This is a genomic window from Streptomyces aurantiacus (assembly GCF_027107535.1).
GTDB lineage: Bacteria > Actinomycetota > Actinomycetes > Streptomycetales > Streptomycetaceae > Streptomyces.
This window is the reverse complement of record NZ_CP114283.1, coordinates 1,622,062-1,640,061: the sequence shown is the minus strand read 5'-3', so window position 1 is coordinate 1,640,061 and position 18,000 is coordinate 1,622,062. Positions and strand designations below refer to the sequence as shown.

16 protein-coding genes are annotated in these 18,000 nt (G+C 70.5%); 4 read left to right on the top strand and 12 right to left on the bottom strand.

The annotated features are described in order from the left end of the window. Positions 1 to 76 precede the first annotated feature (76 nt). Positions 77 to 1,783, top strand: a complete 1,707-nt coding sequence (locus O1Q96_RS08900; protein WP_269247635.1) for a pyridoxal phosphate-dependent aminotransferase — start codon at positions 77 to 79, stop codon at positions 1,781 to 1,783. A gap of 152 nt (positions 1,784 to 1,935) precedes the next feature. Here O1Q96_RS08900 and O1Q96_RS08895 read toward each other — a convergent pair whose 3' ends face one another. Beyond that, on the bottom strand, positions 1,936 to 3,372 hold the full coding sequence (locus O1Q96_RS08895) for a family 43 glycosylhydrolase (protein WP_269247634.1): 1,437 nt from the start codon (positions 3,370 to 3,372) through the stop codon (positions 1,936 to 1,938). Continuing rightward, a complete protein-coding gene (locus O1Q96_RS08890) occupies positions 3,354 to 4,343 on the bottom strand; it encodes an arabinan endo-1,5-alpha-L-arabinosidase (protein WP_269247633.1) in 990 nt (329 codons plus the stop codon). Before O1Q96_RS08890 ends, O1Q96_RS08895 begins: the two co-directional genes overlap by 19 nt. A gap of 234 nt (positions 4,344 to 4,577) precedes the next feature. Here O1Q96_RS08890 and O1Q96_RS08885 point away from each other — a divergent pair, with 234 nt between their 5' ends. Continuing rightward, positions 4,578 to 5,324 (top strand): intradiol ring-cleavage dioxygenase, encoded by a 747-nt coding sequence (locus O1Q96_RS08885; RefSeq protein WP_269247632.1) that lies wholly within the window; start codon positions 4,578 to 4,580, stop codon positions 5,322 to 5,324. A 101-nt stretch (positions 5,325 to 5,425) separates the two neighbouring features. Here O1Q96_RS08885 and O1Q96_RS08880 read toward each other — a convergent pair whose 3' ends face one another. Next, positions 5,426 to 5,704, bottom strand: coding sequence for a hypothetical protein (locus tag O1Q96_RS08880; protein ID WP_269247631.1), 279 nt, complete (start codon positions 5,702 to 5,704; stop codon positions 5,426 to 5,428). 119 nt (positions 5,705 to 5,823) lie between these two features. On the opposite strand from O1Q96_RS08880, the gene O1Q96_RS08875 reads away from it, so the two are divergent. Together O1Q96_RS08875 and O1Q96_RS08870 are read left to right on the top strand one after the other, a co-directional pair. Next, a complete protein-coding gene (locus O1Q96_RS08875; protein WP_269247630.1) occupies positions 5,824 to 6,729 on the top strand; it encodes a LysR family transcriptional regulator in 906 nt (301 codons plus the stop codon). Between the two features lie 67 nt (positions 6,730 to 6,796). Continuing rightward, on the top strand, positions 6,797 to 8,317 hold the full coding sequence (locus tag O1Q96_RS08870; RefSeq protein WP_269247629.1) for a helix-turn-helix domain-containing protein: 1,521 nt from the start codon (positions 6,797 to 6,799) through the stop codon (positions 8,315 to 8,317). Positions 8,318 to 8,481: 164 nt separating this feature from the next. On the opposite strand, the gene arfA is transcribed toward O1Q96_RS08870, so the two are convergent. From arfA to O1Q96_RS08825, 9 genes are all read right to left on the bottom strand, one after another. After that, positions 8,482 to 9,993 (bottom strand): arabinosylfuranosidase ArfA, encoded by a 1,512-nt coding sequence (arfA, locus tag O1Q96_RS08865; protein WP_269247628.1) that lies wholly within the window; start codon positions 9,991 to 9,993, stop codon positions 8,482 to 8,484. A gap of 66 nt (positions 9,994 to 10,059) precedes the next feature. Further along, a complete protein-coding gene (locus tag O1Q96_RS08860; protein ID WP_269247627.1) occupies positions 10,060 to 11,064 on the bottom strand; it encodes an arabinan endo-1,5-alpha-L-arabinosidase in 1,005 nt (334 codons plus the stop codon). 22 nt (positions 11,065 to 11,086) lie between these two features. Next, positions 11,087 to 11,947, bottom strand: coding sequence for a carbohydrate ABC transporter permease (locus tag O1Q96_RS08855; protein WP_269247626.1), 861 nt, complete (start codon positions 11,945 to 11,947; stop codon positions 11,087 to 11,089). Further along, positions 11,944 to 12,885, bottom strand: a complete 942-nt coding sequence (locus tag O1Q96_RS08850; RefSeq protein ID WP_269247625.1) for a carbohydrate ABC transporter permease — start codon at positions 12,883 to 12,885, stop codon at positions 11,944 to 11,946. Before O1Q96_RS08850 ends, O1Q96_RS08855 begins: the two co-directional genes overlap by 4 nt. Then, positions 12,882 to 14,240 (bottom strand): extracellular solute-binding protein, encoded by a 1,359-nt coding sequence (locus tag O1Q96_RS08845; protein ID WP_269247624.1) that lies wholly within the window; start codon positions 14,238 to 14,240, stop codon positions 12,882 to 12,884. Before O1Q96_RS08845 ends, O1Q96_RS08850 begins: the two co-directional genes overlap by 4 nt. A gap of 159 nt (positions 14,241 to 14,399) precedes the next feature. After that, entirely contained in the window at positions 14,400 to 15,293 is an 894-nt protein-coding gene (locus O1Q96_RS08840) for an SMP-30/gluconolactonase/LRE family protein (protein WP_269247623.1), read from the bottom strand. Continuing rightward, positions 15,290 to 16,063, bottom strand: a complete 774-nt coding sequence (locus O1Q96_RS08835) for an IclR family transcriptional regulator (RefSeq protein WP_269247622.1) — start codon at positions 16,061 to 16,063, stop codon at positions 15,290 to 15,292. Before O1Q96_RS08835 ends, O1Q96_RS08840 begins: the two co-directional genes overlap by 4 nt. 230 nt (positions 16,064 to 16,293) lie before the next feature. Continuing rightward, the gene (locus O1Q96_RS08830; protein ID WP_269247621.1) at positions 16,294 to 17,535 is read right to left on the bottom strand and encodes a PucR-like N-terminal domain-containing protein; all 1,242 of its coding nucleotides are present in this window, start codon (positions 17,533 to 17,535) and stop codon (positions 16,294 to 16,296) included. 2 nt (positions 17,536 to 17,537) lie between these two features. Next, positions 17,538 to 17,690, bottom strand: a complete 153-nt coding sequence (locus O1Q96_RS08825) for a hypothetical protein (protein ID WP_269247620.1) — start codon at positions 17,688 to 17,690, stop codon at positions 17,538 to 17,540. Positions 17,691 to 18,000: the final 310 nt, after the last annotated feature.

The window sequence follows — 18,000 nt, the reverse complement described above, 5'->3', positions numbered from 1 at the left end:
AGAGACACACAGCCGTCCGTACTAAGGGGCGGCCCGCGTATCCCCGCTCGGGCCGCCCCTCAAGGACGGAGGGTCCATGGCCGACAATGTCACCTCGCTGTTCCGCACCGGCGCGCACAGCCCCTCGATGGCCGCGCTGGCACGCGAGAGCGGGGAGGCGGGTCCGCTGGACTTCTGCATCCCGTGCAATCCGTACTTCCCCACGCCGGCGATGTTCGACGAACTGACGCACCGGCTGCGCGACATCATCACGTACTACCCGAGCAGTGCGGACACCATCACCGGGGAACTGTGCAACCTGCTCCAGCTGCCGCCGCAGTGCGTGGCCATGGGCAACGGGTCGACCGAACTCATCACCTGGATCGACCACCTGCTGGTCCGGGAGTCCCTCGCCATCCCCGTCCCCACCTTCGGCCGCTGGACCGACCAGCCGCTGGAGACCGGCAAGCGCGTCGACATGTTCCCCCTCCAGGAGAGCAACGGCTTCGCCCTCGACCCGGCGCAGTACATCCAGTTCATCCGCTCCCGCGGCACCCGCGCGGCCGTCATCTGCAACCCGAACAACCCCGACGGCGGCTTCCTGCCCAAGCAGACGATCCTGGCCTTCTGTGACGCGCTCGCGGACCTGGACCTCATCGTCATCGACGAGTCGTTCCTGGAGTTCGCCGACGCGGAGAACGAACCGAGCGTCGTCGAGGAGGCGGTGATGCGCCCCAACGTCATCGTGCTGCGCAGCCTCGGCAAGAACTTCGGACTGCACGGCGTGCGCTTCGGCTACATGGTCGCCAACCCCGGTCTGGCCGGCCGCATCCGCTCGATGCTCCCGAAGTGGAACCTCAACGCCTTCGCGGAGACCGTGGTGTTCATGCTCAGGGACCACGGTCCCGAGTACATGGAGAGCCTGCACATGGTGCGCCGCGACCGGCTCGACATGGCACGCCAGCTCTCCACCCTGCCCGGCCTCACGGTCTACCCCTCGCAGGGCAACTTCCTCTTCGTGCGCCTCCCCGTGGGCGCCGAGGGCACCGTGGTCCGGGACCGGCTGCTCACCGAGCACCGGATCCTGGTGCGCGAGTGCGGCAACAAGATCGGCTCTTCCAGCCGCTTCCTGCGGCTCGTGGTGCGCCCCCAGGTCGACGTCCGTCGCCTGGTGTCCGGCCTGGAATCGGTGCTCTACGGGACCAGGAGGGGAGCCGCCGTGCCCGAGTTGAACACAGGGACCAACTACAGCTCGGGTACGGCGGCGGTCGACCGCCTCGTCAGCTCGACCAACGGCCAGGGGTACCCGGGGCTCGCCGCCGCGGCGAACGGCATGCCCGGCCAGCCCCAGCCGCTCACGGCCGCGGCGAACGGGATGGCCGGGCAGCCCCAGCCCCTGGTCGCCGCCGCGAACGGCATGGCGGGCCAGCCCCAGCCCCTCGCCCCGGCAGCCAACGGGATGGGCAACGGGATGGCCGGGCAGCCCCAACCGCTCGTCGCGGCGGCCAACGGAATGCCCGGACAGCAGCCCCTGGTCGCCGCCGCGAACGGGATGGTCGGTCAGCCCCAGCCGCTGACCGCCGCCCAGACGCGCGGTACGACGGGCATGCCCGGTGGGCTGACCGCCGTGAACCCCCAGGGCCAGCCCCAACCGCAGCCGCAGGGGTACCCCCAGCCCCAGATGCCGCAACAGCAGCAGATGCCCCAGCCGGTGCCGCAGCAGCCCACCGGCTGGCCGAACGCGCCCGCCGCCTCCAACGGCGCCGGATGGCCGGCGGCCGGCGCGGTCAACCGGGTCGGCTGACCACCGCCCCGATCCCCGACCACCAAGGGTCGTGGGAGGGGCTCAGCCGTCCAGGGGCGCGGGGAACTGCGCGGCCAGCCCCGCCCACCCGCACCCGACGAACAGGTCCGAGCCCCTCCCCCGCCCCACCCCTCACCGCACCGCGCAGACCATCACGCCGCGTTGAACCGCCACTGCTGGCAAGCGTTGTTCAACCACGTCCACTGCCGGACATCCGCCCCGTCGGCCCCGGAACAGTCGGCGACATCCGCGACCTTGCCGGTGGCCTGGTTCACCACCCGCACGTAACCCCCGCTCGTGGCAAGGAACCGGAACCGCTGACAGGTGTTGTCCAGCCAGCTCCACTGCCGCAGATCGGCCCCGTCGGCGGACGAGCAGTCGGCCGTGTCCAGCACCTTGCCGGACGCCACGTTCACCAGCCGGCTCGTGTCGTCGCCCCGGTCCTCCACCCGCCACTTCTGGTTGTTGCCGCCGTTGCAGGCGTACTGCTGGACATTGGCCCCGTCGGCACCCGAACTCCCCGCCACCTCGAGGCACTTGCCGCTGTTGCGGTTGGTGAGCGTGTACGTCGTGGACGTGGACGAGGGCTCCCCGGACGGCCCGGCCATGCTCGTCCCGAGCGCGACCGGCGAACCGAGGTTCGGCGAACCGTCCGCGTTCCAGGTGAACTTCTGGGCCCGGGTCGTGCGCCCGTTGTCGCAGCCGTCGCCCGCGCTGTCGTTGGCGTGGTAGACGATCCAGCTCTCGGTGCCGTCCGGCGAGTTGAAGAAGCCGTTGTGGCCGGGCCCGTAGACCCCGGCGGCATCGTTGCGCTGGAAGACCGGCGTGGACTTCTTCGTCCAGGAGGACGCGGCGAGCGGGTTCGAGCCGGTCAGGGTCAGCTGCCCGAGCTTGTAGTCGGGCGTCCAGCACCCGCTCGCCGAGTAGATGATCCGCGTCACGCCACCGCGCTGCAGGACCTCCGGCCCCTCGTTCACCGTCCCGCCCGACTTCTCCCAGTCGTACGTCGGTGTCGAGATCGTCGAGAAGGAACCACTGAGCGTGTACGGGTTGGACATCGGCGCGATGACGAGGTTCTGGGTCCCGCCGCCCATGGCGCTGCCCAGCAGATACAGCTGCCCGTTGGCGTTCAGAACGCTCGCGTCCAGCATCCAGGCGCTGTTGAGCTGGTTCTTGTACGTGTACGGGCCCATCGGGTCGGAGCCCGCGCTCTCCAGGACGTGGGTGCGCTGGGTCTGGTTGTAGTCGGAGACGTTCTGGCCGGCCACGAAGTACAGGTACCACCTGCCGCCGGAGTAGAAGAGCTCGGGCGCCCAGATGTTGCAGCAGCGCGAGGCCGCGTCCCCCTTCCACACCTGCACGCTGGGCGCGGTCGACAGCCCGGCCAGCGTCGGCGACTTGCGCATGGTGATGACGTCGGTCCAACTCGTCGTCACCAGGTAGTAGTTGCCGTCGTGGTAGGAGATCCAGGGGTCGGCGCCCTTCACCGACTTGACCGGGTTGGTGAAGGTGGCCGCGCTCGCCGACGACTGTCCCAGGGACAGGGCGAGCAGCAGTGCGGCCAGCAGGGTCAGTAGGCGACGGGCCATCCGCTGCTCCAGTTCAGTAGGTTGATGCCGAGTCTGGGAGTCCCGTTGTCCTGGCCGTCGTAGTAGTGGTAGACGATCAGGTCTCCGTCGGAGTCCGCCAGGATCGACTGGCCGCCCGGGCCGATGTACCGGCCGTGTGACTCCAGTACGGGCGTGCCGCCGTTGTTCGTCATGGCGACGCCGTTCTTGTCGTAGTACGGCCCGGTGACACCGGTGGCCCGGCCGACCTTGACCTTGTAGGTGGAGCCGGTACCGGCGCAGCAGGTGTCGTACGAGGCGAACAGGTAGTAGTGGCCGCCCCGCTTGACGATGGACGGCGCCTCGACGGCCTTGGTGCCGGTCGGGCGGGAGGCGATCGAGTAGCGCGTGGTGTTCGACGAGAGCTGCTTGCCGGTCGACGGGTCGATCCGGATCAGCTTGATCCCGGTCCACCAACTGCCGAAGGACAGCCACCACTTGCCGTCGTCGTCGACGAAGAGGTTCGGGTCGATGGCGTTGTAGTCGCTGGAGGTGGTGGACGTGTAGACCACCCCCTGATCACTCCAGGAGCCCGGCAGCCCGGTCGCCGAAGTGGCGAGCCCCAGGGCCGACCTGTTCGAGCCGAAGGTCGAGACGGCGTAGTACATCAGGTACCTGCCGCCGTGGTACGAGATGTCGGGCGCCCATGCCTCGGTCGCGTACCCCGACCACCAGCCGGGCTTGGTGCGGAAGGCGTCGGCACCCGCGCCGAAGGCGATCCGGTTGCCCGACGTCTTGTGGGTCAGGCCGCCGCCGGTGGCGTACAGCAAATACTGGCCCGACGAGGTGCGGATCATCGTCGGGTCGTGGACGACGGTCGAGCCGGTGACGGTGCCCGGGTTCGGGTACGCGGAGGCGGTGCCGGGGACGAGGGCGAGCAGGATCGCCACGGGGAGGGCGAGAAGCGCTGTTCCGCGGCTCGCACGGCGGGGGCTGTCGGAGGTGCGGCTCACGCGAAGCCTCCTACAAGTGGGGGGAGTTGTTCGACATTCCGTACGACGGTCATTACTTCGAACGGGACCGTAGAATCGAACCCCTCGCGCGTCAATGGTTCGCGCGGCATCTCGCACCCCGGGAAGCGTCGAAAGTGTTTCGACGGCCCTGCTGTCTCACAACGGACTTGACGGCGCATCACTTTGCCCAACGCACAGCACGTCGACAGATTCCGCTTCTGCGGTGCCGTGTTCATGACAGACGCATCGATCGGCCGCAGAACCCTGCTCGTCGCCACGGGCGCCACGGTGACCGCACTGGCCGTGGGAGCCACCACCCCGGAGGCCCCCACCGCCGCCGACCAGGCACCGGCAGCCGCCGCGGCGGTCTGCACCCTCACCAAGGAGATGACCGAAGGCCCCTACCACCTCGACGGACAGCTCGTCCGCGCCGACATCAGCGAGGACAAGACCGGCATTCCGCTTCAGCTCACGCTCACCGTCGTCGACGACGACACCTGTGCTCCGCTCGGCAACGCGCTGGTGGAGATCTGGCACTGCGACGCGCTCGGCGAGTACTCCGGGTTCGTCGGCGGGAACGGGCACGACGAGCCGGACAACGGCACGTTCCTGCGCGGCGGGGTCCTCACGGGCTCCGACGGCGTCGCGAGGATCACCAGCGTCTACCCGGGCTGGTACCGGGGCCGCTGCATCCACATCCACGTGAAGGTGCACACCGAGGTCACGCTGACCTCGGACGGGTCCTTCGAGGGCGGTCAGGAGCTGCACACCGGGCAGTTGTTCTTCGCCGAGAGCATCACCGCGAAGGTGGCACTGGTGCCCGCGTACGCGGTCAACACGGTGCCGCGGACGACCCTCGCGCAGGATTCCCTCTACGACGAGGGAGGGGCGGCCTCCGGGCTGCTGACCCTGACCGCGCTGGGCGGTTCGACGACGGCGGGTTACGCGGGCACCCTGACCCTGGGCGTCGAATCGGGCTGAGCACGCCGGGCACCGGCTGAGCCTGGAGGACAGGGGCGCAGCCCCGTCCTCCAGGGGCGCGGGGAACTGCGCGATCAGCCCTCACCAGGCCCGCGGCGAAGTCACCGAACCCCTACCGTCCCGGAACCGACACCGGCGGCCCCCGAGTCGACGGCCCTCGAGTCGACGGGCCGGCTGCGGGAGGCGACACGCATACCGCGGGCGTCCACGACACGCATCTGGAGCGAGCCGCATCCACAGCGGGTCCACACGGTGTGGCCGGCCCCCGTGCCGTGCCGGGACAGCACCTGGAAGGGCTCGGCACGGTCCGGCCAGCCGCAGTGCGGGCACGCGTCGCCGTCGGGCCTGCCATGGGCGTGGACGTGGGCTGTGCTGGTCATCTGTCTGCACCTCTCGTGCGTAGTGGCCGGGCGGACCGTCGCGACACCTCCAGCGTGTATCGGCACCACCGTGTACGTCCAGGTTGACTTTCTGGACCTGACCTTGAAGCGTGGACTGCATGATTGACCTGCGCCGGCTTCACGTCCTGCGGGCCGTCGAGCACTACGGCACGGTGACCGCCGCCGCCCGCGCCCTGCACCTCACCACCTCCGCCGCCTCGCAGCAGGTCCGCCAGCTCGCCCGTGAGCTGGGGGTCGACCTGCTGGAACCCCAGGGGCGTGGCGTACGGCTGACCCCGGCCGGGCGGAGCCTGATCACGCACGCCGACGCGATCCAGGCCCGCTGGGACCGGGCGGAGCTCGATCTGCGAGCCGACCACGCCGTTCCGGCCGGACTGCTGCGGGTGAGCGGCTTCCCGATGGCGATCTCGGTGCTGCTCGCCCCGATGGCGGCCCATCTGCGCGAACGCCATCCCCGGCTCGCCGTCGGGATCCGGGAGGCGGAGGTCCCGGAGAGCTTCGACCTGCTCTTCGAGGGCGAGACCGATCTCGCCATCGTCGAGGCGACCCCGCGCAACCCGCCGCTCGGGGACGCACGCTTCGACCAACAGCCGTTGCTGGACGACCCGTTCGACCTGGTCGTGCCCGACACGCACCGGCTGGCCGGGCGCGGCCGGGTGGACCTGGCGGAGGCCGCGCGCGAGGACTGGATCGCGCAGGTCCCGGACAGCCCCTGCCGTCCACACGTGCTGTCCGCGTGCGGCGCCGCGGGCTTCACCCCCGACGTCGTCCACCAGGCGAGGGACTGGAACGTCATGGCCCACCTCGTCGCGCACGGCCTCGGTGTGGCGCTCATCCCGCGGCTCGCCCATCTGACCCCGCACCTGCCGATCACCCGTGTGCGGTGCACGGGCGACCCGCACCGCAAACTCCTCACCTGCACCCGGGCCGGAGGCCACGAACGTCCGGCCGTCGCGGCGGCGTTGGGCGAACTGCGGGAACTGGCACCGACCGCTGTGGCATGAACGCCACAGGTCGGCCTACTAGGGTGCCGCTGTCGGACGGTGGACGCGGCGCCGGGAAGGTGAGGCTGTGGAGGTGCTGGGACACGGGGAGGCACTCGACGAGTTGCTGCGGCTCGTGCGGCGGCAGGGAACCCCGGCGGAGGTGCTGGGGCTGCTCGCCCGCCGGACCGGGGCACAGGCCGCGTGGATCGGACCCGGGGGCGCAGTCGAGACGGCCACGGCCGGATATCCCCCGCGGATGACGGCCGCGCTGACGGAGCACGTGGAGCGCCTGGCCGGCGGGCGGCTGGCCGCCGCCACGACACGGGTCGGTGAGTCGGAGGTACGCCTCGAAGCCTTCGGCGGGCGCGAGCCGCGTCCGGTGCTGGTGACCGTCAGCACGTCGGCGCTGTCACGGGAGGCGGCCGCACTGGCCTCGCAGGCTGGCGGCCTCATCGACCTGCTGAGCCGGGCGTCGGAGGCCGACACCGGCTCACGCGGCTACGAGGCGAAGGCGGCCCAGCTGCGGTTCGCGGTCCTGACCGCCCTGCTGGCCGGGGATGTCACACTGGCGCGCCGGATGACCACGGGTGACGTCCCGCCGCTGCTGAACGCGGAGCGCGTACGGGTCCATCTCCTGCACTGCCCGCCCGCCGACCGCGACCGGCTGGCCCGGACCTACCTGGACCCGTCGGGCTACCACGGCTCGGGCCTGATGGTGAACTGCCCTGTGTTCAGAGAGCAGTTGATCTGCCCCGTCTCCGACGACCCGGATTCCGGCAGCCATTTCCGGCAGGGCGAGGTGCTGCGCCGACTGGTCAGGGAGAACCCCGGGTACGCGCTGGGCGTCAGCAGACCCCACCCGCTCGCCGCCACGGCCGAGGCGTACGGCGAGGCCGTGCACGCCCTCGCCGTCGCCCGCAACTCCCCCGGCCGGCTGGCCGCCTACCGGGGGCGGCCCTCACTGGCGCACGTCCTGCCCCACCGGGCGGCCCTCGCGTGGGCGCGCGCCTACCTGGAGCCGCTGCAGGCCGCCCCCAAGCCCACCGTGGACGTCGTCCGCCTGGCGGTGACGTTCTCCCGGTCCGGCGTGGCCCGGCTGCTGCACCTGAGCCGCACCACCGTCACGGCCCACTGCCGCCGGGCGGAGGAGGCGCTGGGCATCGACCTCGGCGAGGTCCGCACCCGCGCCACACTCGACCTGGCCCTGTCCCTCACCGCCCCGCAGCCCGACCCCGCCGACAGCGTCCAGCTGGTCGCGCCGCCGCTGGGCGAACTCCTGCGCACCTCCCCCGCCACGGCCTGGGCGGAGTCCTTCCTGCACCCTCTGCACGACACCCGGCACCGCGACCTGTACCTCACCGTGGCGGCCTGGATCGACGCCAACACCGACGCCCAGCGAACGGCCGCGCACCTGGGCCTGAGCCGCAACACGGTCCGCGCCCATCTGCGCGCCGCCGAACGCCTCCTCAACCGCGACCTGCTGACCACCGGTTCGGGCACCCACGACCTCGTCCACGCCCTGCGGGTGACAGCTGGACAGCGTGCACACCCGCCGGCCGAATCTGATCACCGTGCACGGTGGTCCTCGAAGGACGTCGCCTCCTAACGTGCTCATGGAAGGACAGCCGCCCCGATCTGTCGACACAGCGACAAGCGGGCCGCCCGCCTTCCGTACGGTGCGGCGGCGAATGGTCCACGGGGGAGACCATTCGCCGCGCCCCTGCCGGAGAGGGCGGGGGCACCGCGCGCCGCGAGGTCCGTTCGGATCCGTCAGGCGAGCCGGATCACGTTCCAGGACATCGGCTCCAGAACCGCACCCAGGGTGCCTCCCTGGAGCGTGGTCCCCTCGACGGCCCGCGGAGCGACCCGCTCCGGCTCGTCGAGGGTGTTGCGGGCGTCGGGGTCGGCGTCGGCCAGAACGCTGTGCTCCACGACGGCGGTCAGGCCCAGCGAGCCGAGCGCCACTTCGAGGGGCAGCGCGTCGGTCCGGCTGCGGTTGACCGCGAAGACGGTGACCGAACCGTCCTCGGCCCGTACGGCGGTGGCGTGCAGCAGGTCGGCCTCCCCGTACTTCTTCGTCTCGTACGTCGGCGACTCGACGCGTACGTCGAGGACCTGCCCGCGCCCGTACCGCGAGGCCTGCGCGAACGGGAAGAAGGTCGTCTGCCGCCAGGCCGGGCCGCCCGGCTCGGTCATGATCGGCGCGATGACGTTGACGAGCTGGGCGAGGCAGGCGACGGTCACCCGGTCCGCGTGCCGCAGCAGCGCGATGAGGAGTGACCCGAAGACGACCGCGTCCATGACGGAGTAGTTGTCCTCCAGGAGCCTCGGGGCCTCCGGCCAGTCCAGCGGATCGGCCTTGGCGGAGTCCTCCCACTCCTGGAGGTACCAGACGTTCCACTCGTCGAAGGAGAGGTTGATCTTCTTCTTGGACTTGAGCTTCGCGCCCACGTGGTCGCAGGTGGCGACGACGTTCTCGATGAACGACTCCATGTCGACGGCCGAGGCGAGGAAGGAGTCGAAGTCGCCGTCGGTCGGCCAGTAGTAGGCGTGCAGGGACACGTAGTCGACGAGGTCGTACGTCTCCGCCAGGACCGTCGCCTCCCACTCGGCGAAGGTCGGCATGGACTGGCTCGAGGAGCCGCAGGCGACCAGCTCGACGGAGGGGTCGATCTGCCGCATCGCGCGGGCGGTCTCGGCGGCGACGCGGCCGTACTCCGCGGCGGTCTTGTGGCCGGTCTGCCAGGGCCCGTCCATCTCGTTGCCGAGACACCACATCTTGATGCCGTACGGATCCTTGTCGCCGTGGGACGCCCGCAGGTCCGAAAGCGCGGTTCCGGAGGGGTGGTTGGCGTACTCCTGGAGTTCCAGCGCCTCGGCCACTCCCCTGGTGCCGAGGTTGACCGCCATCATCGGCTCGGCCTGGGGGCCTATCTTCTTCAGGAAGGCGATGTACTCGGCGAGCCCGAAGCGGTTGGACTCCGTGGAACGCCAGGCGAGGTCGAGACGGCGGGGCCGCTCCTCGGCCGGGCCGACCGAGTCCTCCCACTTGTAGCCGGAGACGAAGTTGCCGCCGGGGTAGCGGACGGCGGTCACGCCGAGCTCGCGGACGAGCTCCAGCACGTCCGTGCGCAGCCCCGCCTCGTCGGCGGTGGGGTGGCCCGGTTCGAAGACGCCGGTGTAGACACAGCGTCCGAGGTGTTCGACGAAGGATCCGAAGAGGCGGGGGTTGACCTCACCGACGGTGAAGGCGGGGTCGAGGGTGAAGCGGGCGGTATGCATGTGCGCCTTTCAGGGTGGTGGCTTGTGTGTCGTTGGCGGGTGCGGCTGCGTCGTGGCTGGTCGCGCTCACGCTGCGGAGCCGCGTGTCGGCACAGTCCCGCGCCCCTGGAGGACGGCGGGCCAACCGTTGGCCTTCCAGCTCAGCCGGTTCAGCCCGAGCTTCGGTGTGCCCTCATCGTCCGCGTCGTAGTAGTGGTATGCCAGCCAGTCCTGTCCCCGGTCCCGGAAGACCGACTGGCCGCCCGTGCCGACGTACCTGCCGTGGCCCTCCAACAGTAGGTCGCCGCCGCCCTCCAGCATCGGGGTGCCCGTACTGTCGGCGTACGGACCGGTGACCTTCGAGGATCTCCCCACCTTGATCTTGTATGTCGAGTTCACGCCCGCGCAGCACGTGTCGTACGAGGCGAAAAGGTAGTAGTGGCGGCCGTGGCGGACGATGTACGGGCCCTCGACCGCGTACGGGGCGTCCGGGCGGGTCGCCAGGTGGTGGACGGCCGTGCCGGGGACGGCCTTTCCGGTGGCCGGATTCAGTTCGACCATGCGGATTCCGGTCCAGTACGAGCCGAACGCCATCCACAGTCTGCCGTCCGCCCTGGTGATCGCCGGGTCGATGGCGTTCCAGGTGTCGGTCGTCCCGGAGGTGAGGACCTTGCCGTGGTCGGTCCAGGTGCCGGGCTTGCCGGACCTGGACGTGGCGACACCGATCGCGGAGTGGTTCGTACCCCAGGAGGAGACCGCGTAGTACAGCCAGTACCTTCCCGCGCGGTAGGAGATGTCGGGGGCCCAGGGGTCGCCGGTGCCGTTGTACTCGTACCACCAACCCGGCGGCTCGGCGAAGGCGTTGCCCGCGTCCTCCCAGTGTCTGCGGTCCTTCGACAGGCGGGCACCGATGATCCCGCCTGTCGAATAGGCGGCGAAACCACCGGACTTGAGGCGGATGACGGTCGGGTCGTGGATGATCCGCTGCCCGCTGATCGGGAGGGGGTCCGGGTACGCGGTGGCCTGTGCCGCCGTCGGCAGCAGGCCGAGGAGGGCGGCGGCGAAAACCGTCACGAGTCTTGGGCGCTTCAACTGTGCGGCTCCTTGGGAGAGTTCACTGGCCCGCGAGGCCGGTGTGCGCGACACCCGCCACGATCTGGCGCTGGAAGAAGACGAAGACGATGATCAGCGGCAGGCCCGCCATCAGGCCACCGGCCATGAGCTGGGCCCACTGGATGCCGTAGGAGTTCATGACGGTCGCGATGCCGTTCGGCATGGTCATCAGGTCGGGGTTGTTGGTCACCATGTACGGCCACAGGAAGTTGTTCCAGGACGCGATGAAGGTGAAGATGCCGACCGCGGACAGGGACGGGCGCGACAGCGGCACGATGATGGTGAAGAAGACCCGCCAGCGGCCCGCGCCGTCGATGAAGGCGGCCTCCTCCAGCTCGCGCGGAATGCCCTGGAAGAACTTGTAGAGGATGTAGACCATCGCGGCGGGCGCGCACTGCGGCAGGATCATGCCCCAGTAGGTGTCGACCATCCCCATCTGCTGGACCGTGGTGAACAGCGGCACACCGAGGACGGCGGGCGAGACCATCAGGCCGGTCATGACCAGGCCCAGCAGGAAACCCTTGCCGCGGAACTCCGTACGGGCGAAGCCGTATCCGGCGAGCGCGCTCACGCTCAGCACCACGGCCGTCACGCACACCGAGACCACCAGCGAGTTCACGAACCAGTTGGCGATGTTGCCGGTCTCGAAGATGGCCGTCCACGCCTGGGTCGTCCACTCCTTCGGCAGCCAGCGCGGCGGCACCGCGACGGCCTCGGTCTCCGACTTGAGCGAGGTGAACAGCGCCCAGGCCAACGGCGCGAGGAACACCGCCGAGACGACGGCGCCGAGGAGGGTGAGCACGATCTGGCTGGGCGTCCAGACCTTGCGGGGCTTGACGCGTGTCTGTGCGGCGGTGCTCATCGGCCGCCCTCCTCACGGTTGCGCAGCAGCCACATCCGTGCGAGAGCGACCGCCGCGATGATCACGAAGAAGATGATGGAGATCGCGGAGGCGTAGCCGACGCGGTAGCTGGTGAAGCCCTCTTCGAGGGTGTACTGCACGAACGTCCTGGTGGAACCCTCGGGTCCTGGCAGGAAGTCCATCATCACCACGGCCTGGTCGAAGACCTGGAGCGAGGCGAGGATCTGGAGCGCGATGACGAGGCCGGTGATGTGCCGCAGCATCGGAAGGGTGATGTGGACCATGCGGTGCCAGGCGTTCGCGCCGTCCAGCTTCGCGGCCTCGTAGAGGTGCGCGGGGATGCCCTGGAGGGCGGCGAGGTAGAGCAGAAAACTGAAGCCGACCGTCCACCACAGGGTGCAGATGACGACGGCCAGCATGGCGTACGACTTGTCGGTCAGCCACGCCGTCTCGATGCCGAATACGTGGTTGATCATGCCGGTGCCGGGGTTGAACAGCCACTGCCACAGGTTGGCGGCGACGGTGGACGGCAGCAGGAACGGGGCGAAGAAGCACAGCCGCCACAGCCACTTGCCGCGTTCGATGTGGTGGGCGAGCATCGCGAGGAGGAAGGCGAGGACGGTGATGCAGGGCACGACCAGGAGCGTGAAGTAGGCGCTGTGGCCGAGCGATTCCCACACCAGCGGGTCGTCCAGGGCCTCGCTGTAGTTGTCGAGGCCGATGAAGCTCGTGGCGTCGCCGGAGATGTTGGCGTCCGTGAAGCTGAGATAGAGGCCGCGCAGCAGCGGCCAGATCACGAACAGCGCGAACAGCACGAGGAACGGGGCGACGAACCAGGCGCCGTGCTGGAAGCCCTGCTTGCGGCGGACGGCGGCGCTGCCTGCGGCGGTCCTCGCGCGCGTCGCGGTGATGACGGTCTCTGCGCTGGTCACCGTCATGCGGCCGCACCTCCCTGCGCGGCGGTCCTGCCGTCCATGGGGTTCTTCATGGCGAGCAGTTCAGTGAGGGTGCTCTTCATCCGGCGGGCGGCGGCGTCCGGCCGGGCGGAGCCCATCGTCGAGGAGACGACGATCGGGCCGACGCGCTGGGCCAGGATTCCGGTGGAGCCGGCGAACCACACCTTCGGCTCGGTGGCCTGGTGGTCCATCGCCGAGACGTACTCGCTCTGCGGGTTCAGCTTCTTGTACGCGGCCGTGGAAAGGGTCGGCGTGTACGCGGGGATGTGACCGCCGGCCGCCCACTGCCGGGCGTGCTGGACGATGTAGGCGGCGAGTTGGTGTGCGCCCTCGTTGGCGGCTCCGCCGCGGTCGGCCTGGTGTGGCAGCACGAAGGCGTGCGACTCGGCGTGGGTGGCCTGCTCGCCGAAGACGGGCGGCAGCGGGGTGGCACCGTAGTCGAGCTTCGCGCTGTCGAAGACCGGCACCGACCAGTTGCCCTCCCAGACGAAGGGGCCGCCGTTGACGAACTGCTCGGCGCCGGCGCCGCCCGCGAATCCCGGGTCGACGTACCCGTCGGTGATGTGGCGGCGCAGGAAATCCAGGACCTGGACGGCCTTGTCGGTGTCGAAGGTGACCTCGGCGTCGGCGTCGTCGAACCAGGTGCCGCCGAGCTGGGTGTAGAAGGCGACGAAGAACCACCACTGGAAGTTCTGGTCGCTGGACCACATGCCGATGGTCTGCAGGCCCTTCCTGGTGGCCTTCTTGGCCTCCTTGAGCACGTCGAACCACTCGTCGACGGAGGTGACCGGCACGATCCTGCCGTCGTCGCCGAGCAGACCCGCCTTCTTCAGCACGTCCTTGCGGTAGAAGCAGAGCTGGACGTGGATGTCGAGAGGGAGGGCGTAGAGCTTGCCGTCGACGAGGGCGCGCTTCCACAGCTCGGGGTTGAAGTCCGCTTCCCGCACGCCGTACTTGGCGAGCAGGCCGACGTCCCAGGGGTCCAGGAGCCGGCCCGGCGAGAAGCCGGTGACCCGGCCCAGGTGCATGACGCCGAGGTCCGGTGCGCGGTTGCCCGCCGCCGCCATGGCCAGCTTGGTGTAGAAGGGGCTCCCCCACTGGAGGGTGGAGTCCTTCACGTCGATGCCGGGGTTCGCCTTACGGAAGGCGTCCAGCATCGCGATCATGTTGTAGCCGTCGCCTCCGCTGAAGAGGTTCCAGTAGGCGACGCGGGTGTTCGCGCCGGAAGCGAGCGCGTCCGCTCCAGTGCCGAGCGCGGCGAATCCGAGGCTTCCCGCGACCGTCAGGCCGCTCAGTCCCGTCAGTAACTGCCTGCGATTCAGGCCAGGTCGTCCCATACCCTGCCCACCTGTTCGAAATTTCGATGGATGCTCGTAACTTCGAACGGGACCGTAGATAGGAAGCGCTTACTCGTCAATGGTTTGCGCAAAAACAGCGGCCCGCGTCCGGTGACCGGACGCGGGCTTCAGGTGTTCTGCGGGACCTCGGCCGCGCTGTCAGCCAGCGAACGCGGGCTGGGGCAGACCCCTGCCCGCGCCGGGGACGACGAGCACCGAGCCGGCGAGCGGGTGCGGCGCGTCCAGACCCGTACGGGCTGTCGTGATGTACAGATCGGTCAGTTCGGCGCCGCCGAACGTACAGGCCGTGGGGCGCGGCACGGGCAGCTCCACGACGCGGTCCAGTTTGCCGGTCGGGGTGTAGCGGCGGACGGCGCCGCCGTCCCACAGGGCGACCCAGACGCAGCCGTCGGCGTCGACCGTGAGGCCGTCGGGGAAGCCGTCGCCCTCCTCGATGCTCGCCAGCAGGCGCCTGTTGGTGATCTGCCGGCCGTCGAAGTCGAAGACGTCGATCCGGCGCGTCGGTGAGTCGATGTAGTACATGAGGCGGCCGTCGGGGCTCCAGCCCGTGCCGTTGCTCACCGCGACGTCGTCGAGGACGGTCACGGTCGTGCCGTCGGCGTCGACCCGGGAGAGCGAGCCGCCGCCCGGTGCCTCGTCGTAGCGCATGGTGCCCGCCCACAGTGCGCCGTCGGGCGCGACCGCCGCGTCGTTGGCGCGCCGGCCGGGGACGACCTCCCGGTGCAGCCACCGGAATCCCCCGAAGCCCTCGGCGGGGTTGCCGCCCGAGCCGCCGGCCGGACCGGGAGCGGGGTCGTAGAGGCCCACTCCGTCGCGGAGGTTGACGACCAGGCCGCCGCCCACCCGCGGCTTGGCGGCGCCCACGTGCTGCTCGGTGGCCATGACCGTGCGACGGCCGGAGACCGGGTCGTAGGTGAAGACCCTGGACCCGAGGATGTCGATCCAGATCAGCCGCTGGGCGTCGGCGTCCCAGGTGGGGCCTTCACCGAGGGCCGCCTCCGCCGGGACGGCCGTCTCGTAGGGGCGCGTCATACGACGCTCCGGTGTCCGAGCCGCTCCGACAGCTCGGCGGCGCCCTTCGCGGCGAGCTGCTCCAGCTCGGCCCGGTGGTCCTCGCTCCAGCGGATCATCGGTACGGAGATGGAGAGCGCGGCCACGACCTGGCCGGTGCGGTCGCGCACCGGCGCGGCGACACAGCTGACGTCGGGGTTCGACTCGCGGTTCTCCACCGCGACACCGCGGGCGCGGATCTCGGTGAGTGCCTCGCGCAGGGCGGCCGGGTCGGTGATGCTGTTCGGCGTCATCCTGACCAGGTCGGCGTCCTCGGGGATCCGCGAGGTCAGCTCGGGCTCGGACAGCGAGGCGAGCAGCATCTTGCCCACGGAGGTGCAGTGGGCGGGGAGCCGGCGGCCCGCGGCGGACACCATGCGTACGGCGTGCGTGGAGTCGACCTTGGCGATGTAGATGACGTCCGTGCCCTCCAGGATCGCCACGTGCACGGTCTCGTCGCAGGTCTCCGCGACGGACCGGGCGACCTGCTGGCCCTCGGCCGCGAGGTCCAGCTGCTCGGAATAACGGCTGCCGAGCTGGTACGGGCGCACGCCGAGGCGGTAACGTCCGGGCTGACCCGGTACGGGCGTGATGTACGAGCGGGCGGCGAGCGTGGTCACCAGTTCGTGCACGGTGGTGCGCGGCAGCTGGAGCCGGCGCACGATGTCGGGGGCGGAGAGTGTGCCGTCCCCGTCGAGGAAGAGCTCGAGTATGTCGAGAGCCCTGGTTACGGCAGGTACGAGGCGTCCCACAACTGGCCCCCTTCCTTGTGTTCGAAATTTCAACAGCCGATCGGCATAGCGAACACAGGCTACTCATACCGTTACGACCGGGCAATGGGCGTGCGGTCACGGGTGGGAAAGCGGTTGCGGACGGTGGGAGGCCCACGGGCCGAGCCGGACGGCCCCGGACGGCCCCGGACGGCGTGCACGGGCACGGACGGGCTGGACGTTGACCCGTGGGCGGGCGGAGGAAGGGGACCTCAGCGCCGGGCGCGGGGGTCGCCCAGCTCTCCCCGGAGCCGCTGGGCCCTCAGCACCAGTTCGAGCTCGAAGCGCCGGTCGGGGTCGTCGACCTCGTCGCCCCACAGTTCCCGGATCTGCCGGAGGCGGTACCGCACGGTCTGCGGGTGGACCCCGAGCCTGGCGGCCACCTCGGGGGCGCCGCCCCGCGTCTCCAGCCAGGCCAGCAGCGTCTCGGCGAGCCGGCGCCCGTGCGTGGGACCACAGTGGGCGAGCGGCTCCAGACACCGCAGGGCCAGGTCGTCGATGAGCTCCTCGGGCTGCAGCAGGACCAGCGCCTCGGTGTGCTCGGTGCAGTACAGCACCTCGCCCGCCGGCAGCAGCCCGCGCTCCATCAGCCGTACCGCGGCCTCGGCCCAGCGCAGCGACTTCGCCGCGTCGGCCAGCGGGACCGGCGGGCCGATCGCGCCGGCCCATCCCGTGAGCGCCCGGTGCAGCAGCTCCGGGCGGCCGGCGGCATCCGGCTCGGGCACGACCATCCGGGGCTGCTCGCACTCCATGTCCAGCAGCACGGCCTGGCCCACGGCGGGAGCGACGGCCTCCCGGGCCGGCCGCAGCAGAACGCCGACCGCGACCTTGTCCGGCAGCGGCCAGCCGATCCGCGCGGCCCGTTCGGCGAGGGCCTCGGCCGGATCGCCGCGGTGGTGCTCGGCCAGCAGCAGTTCCATCAGCCGGCGCTGCAGGCGCAGCCGCTCCCCCGCCTGCCGGGCAGCGGCCTCGGCGTAGCCGCGTACGGACTGGTCGACCAGCCCGTCCAGGTACTCGTAGCCCGCGTCGACCAGCTCGTACATGGCGGGCGGCGGGATCTCCACACGCTGCCCGATCTCGGCGAAGCGGCGCCAGGCCAGCCGCACGCCGAGCCGGTAGATCGCCTGGAGCGAGTCCAGGCTGCGGCCGTTGAGACCTTCACCGCGGCCGAACTCCTGGAAGACCTCGGGGTGGACGCGCGGTCTGCCCTCCGCGTTCTCCAGGTGCTGGACGAACACCTCGATGGCCCGGCGGATCCCGACGAGCGCCATCGGCTCGCCGGAGTCGTCGAGCACGACGGGCAAGTGGGGATACTCGTGCCGGATCTCCTGGAGGATCTCCTCGGCGAGCACGGGCGCCTCGGCCATCGCGAGCGCGGCGAACTCCCGCACCTGGACGCGGGGAACGTCGTGCCAGGCCGAGCGCACCGTGACGGGTCCGGGGCGTGGGGCCATGGTCAGCGCTCCCGGCCGGCCGTCTCATAGGTGACGAGTGGCGTGTTCGGCTGGTCCGGGGTCGCGTCGAGCAGCGCGACGATACCGAGGGCGGCGCCCACGGCGAGCAGGGCGGCGGCGGCCACGGTCAGCAGGGCGGCGAGCAGTCTGGGCATGGAGGGTCAGCCTCTCTGTCGGAGGTCGTTCCCACCCGAGCACTCCGCTGGGAACTCCAGCCGCGATCCGCGGCCCGTACGTGGCCGATGGCGCCCACGTGGCGGAGCCGCACATGCCACCGTCCCGCACCCCTTCGGGCGCGGTACGTCCCCTTTGTCACCCGGTCCAACCTCGCCCCGTCCGGCGAGCCCCCAGTCTCGACAACGCATTGACACTTCGTCAAGGGTGCGCCTACGGTTCCCGGCCCATACCGCACCTGCACCCTCCCCCACCGTGCCGGCACACCCGCGTGCCGCGTCACCACGAGCC

Coding starts and splice junctions, on each gene's coding strand:
- O1Q96_RS08900 (WP_269247635.1), top strand. CDS start 77: ATGGCCGACAATGTCACCTCGCTGTTCCGCACCGGCGCGCACAGCCCC.
- O1Q96_RS08895 (WP_269247634.1), bottom strand. CDS start 3,372: ATGGCCCGTCGCCTACTGACCCTGCTGGCCGCACTGCTGCTCGCCCTG.
- O1Q96_RS08885 (WP_269247632.1), top strand. CDS start 4,578: ATGACAGACGCATCGATCGGCCGCAGAACCCTGCTCGTCGCCACGGGC.
- O1Q96_RS08880 (WP_269247631.1), bottom strand. CDS start 5,704: ATGACCAGCACAGCCCACGTCCACGCCCATGGCAGGCCCGACGGCGAC.
- O1Q96_RS08875 (WP_269247630.1), top strand. CDS start 5,824: ATGATTGACCTGCGCCGGCTTCACGTCCTGCGGGCCGTCGAGCACTAC.
- arfA (WP_269247628.1), bottom strand. CDS start 9,993: ATGCATACCGCCCGCTTCACCCTCGACCCCGCCTTCACCGTCGGTGAG.
- O1Q96_RS08855 (WP_269247626.1), bottom strand. CDS start 11,947: ATGAGCACCGCCGCACAGACACGCGTCAAGCCCCGCAAGGTCTGGACG.
- O1Q96_RS08850 (WP_269247625.1), bottom strand. CDS start 12,885: ATGACGGTGACCAGCGCAGAGACCGTCATCACCGCGACGCGCGCGAGG.
- O1Q96_RS08845 (WP_269247624.1), bottom strand. CDS start 14,240: ATGGGACGACCTGGCCTGAATCGCAGGCAGTTACTGACGGGACTGAGC.
- O1Q96_RS08840 (WP_269247623.1), bottom strand. CDS start 15,293: ATGACGCGCCCCTACGAGACGGCCGTCCCGGCGGAGGCGGCCCTCGGT.
- O1Q96_RS08830 (WP_269247621.1), bottom strand. CDS start 17,535: ATGGCCCCACGCCCCGGACCCGTCACGGTGCGCTCGGCCTGGCACGAC.
- O1Q96_RS08825 (WP_269247620.1), bottom strand. CDS start 17,690: ATGCCCAGACTGCTCGCCGCCCTGCTGACCGTGGCCGCCGCCGCCCTG.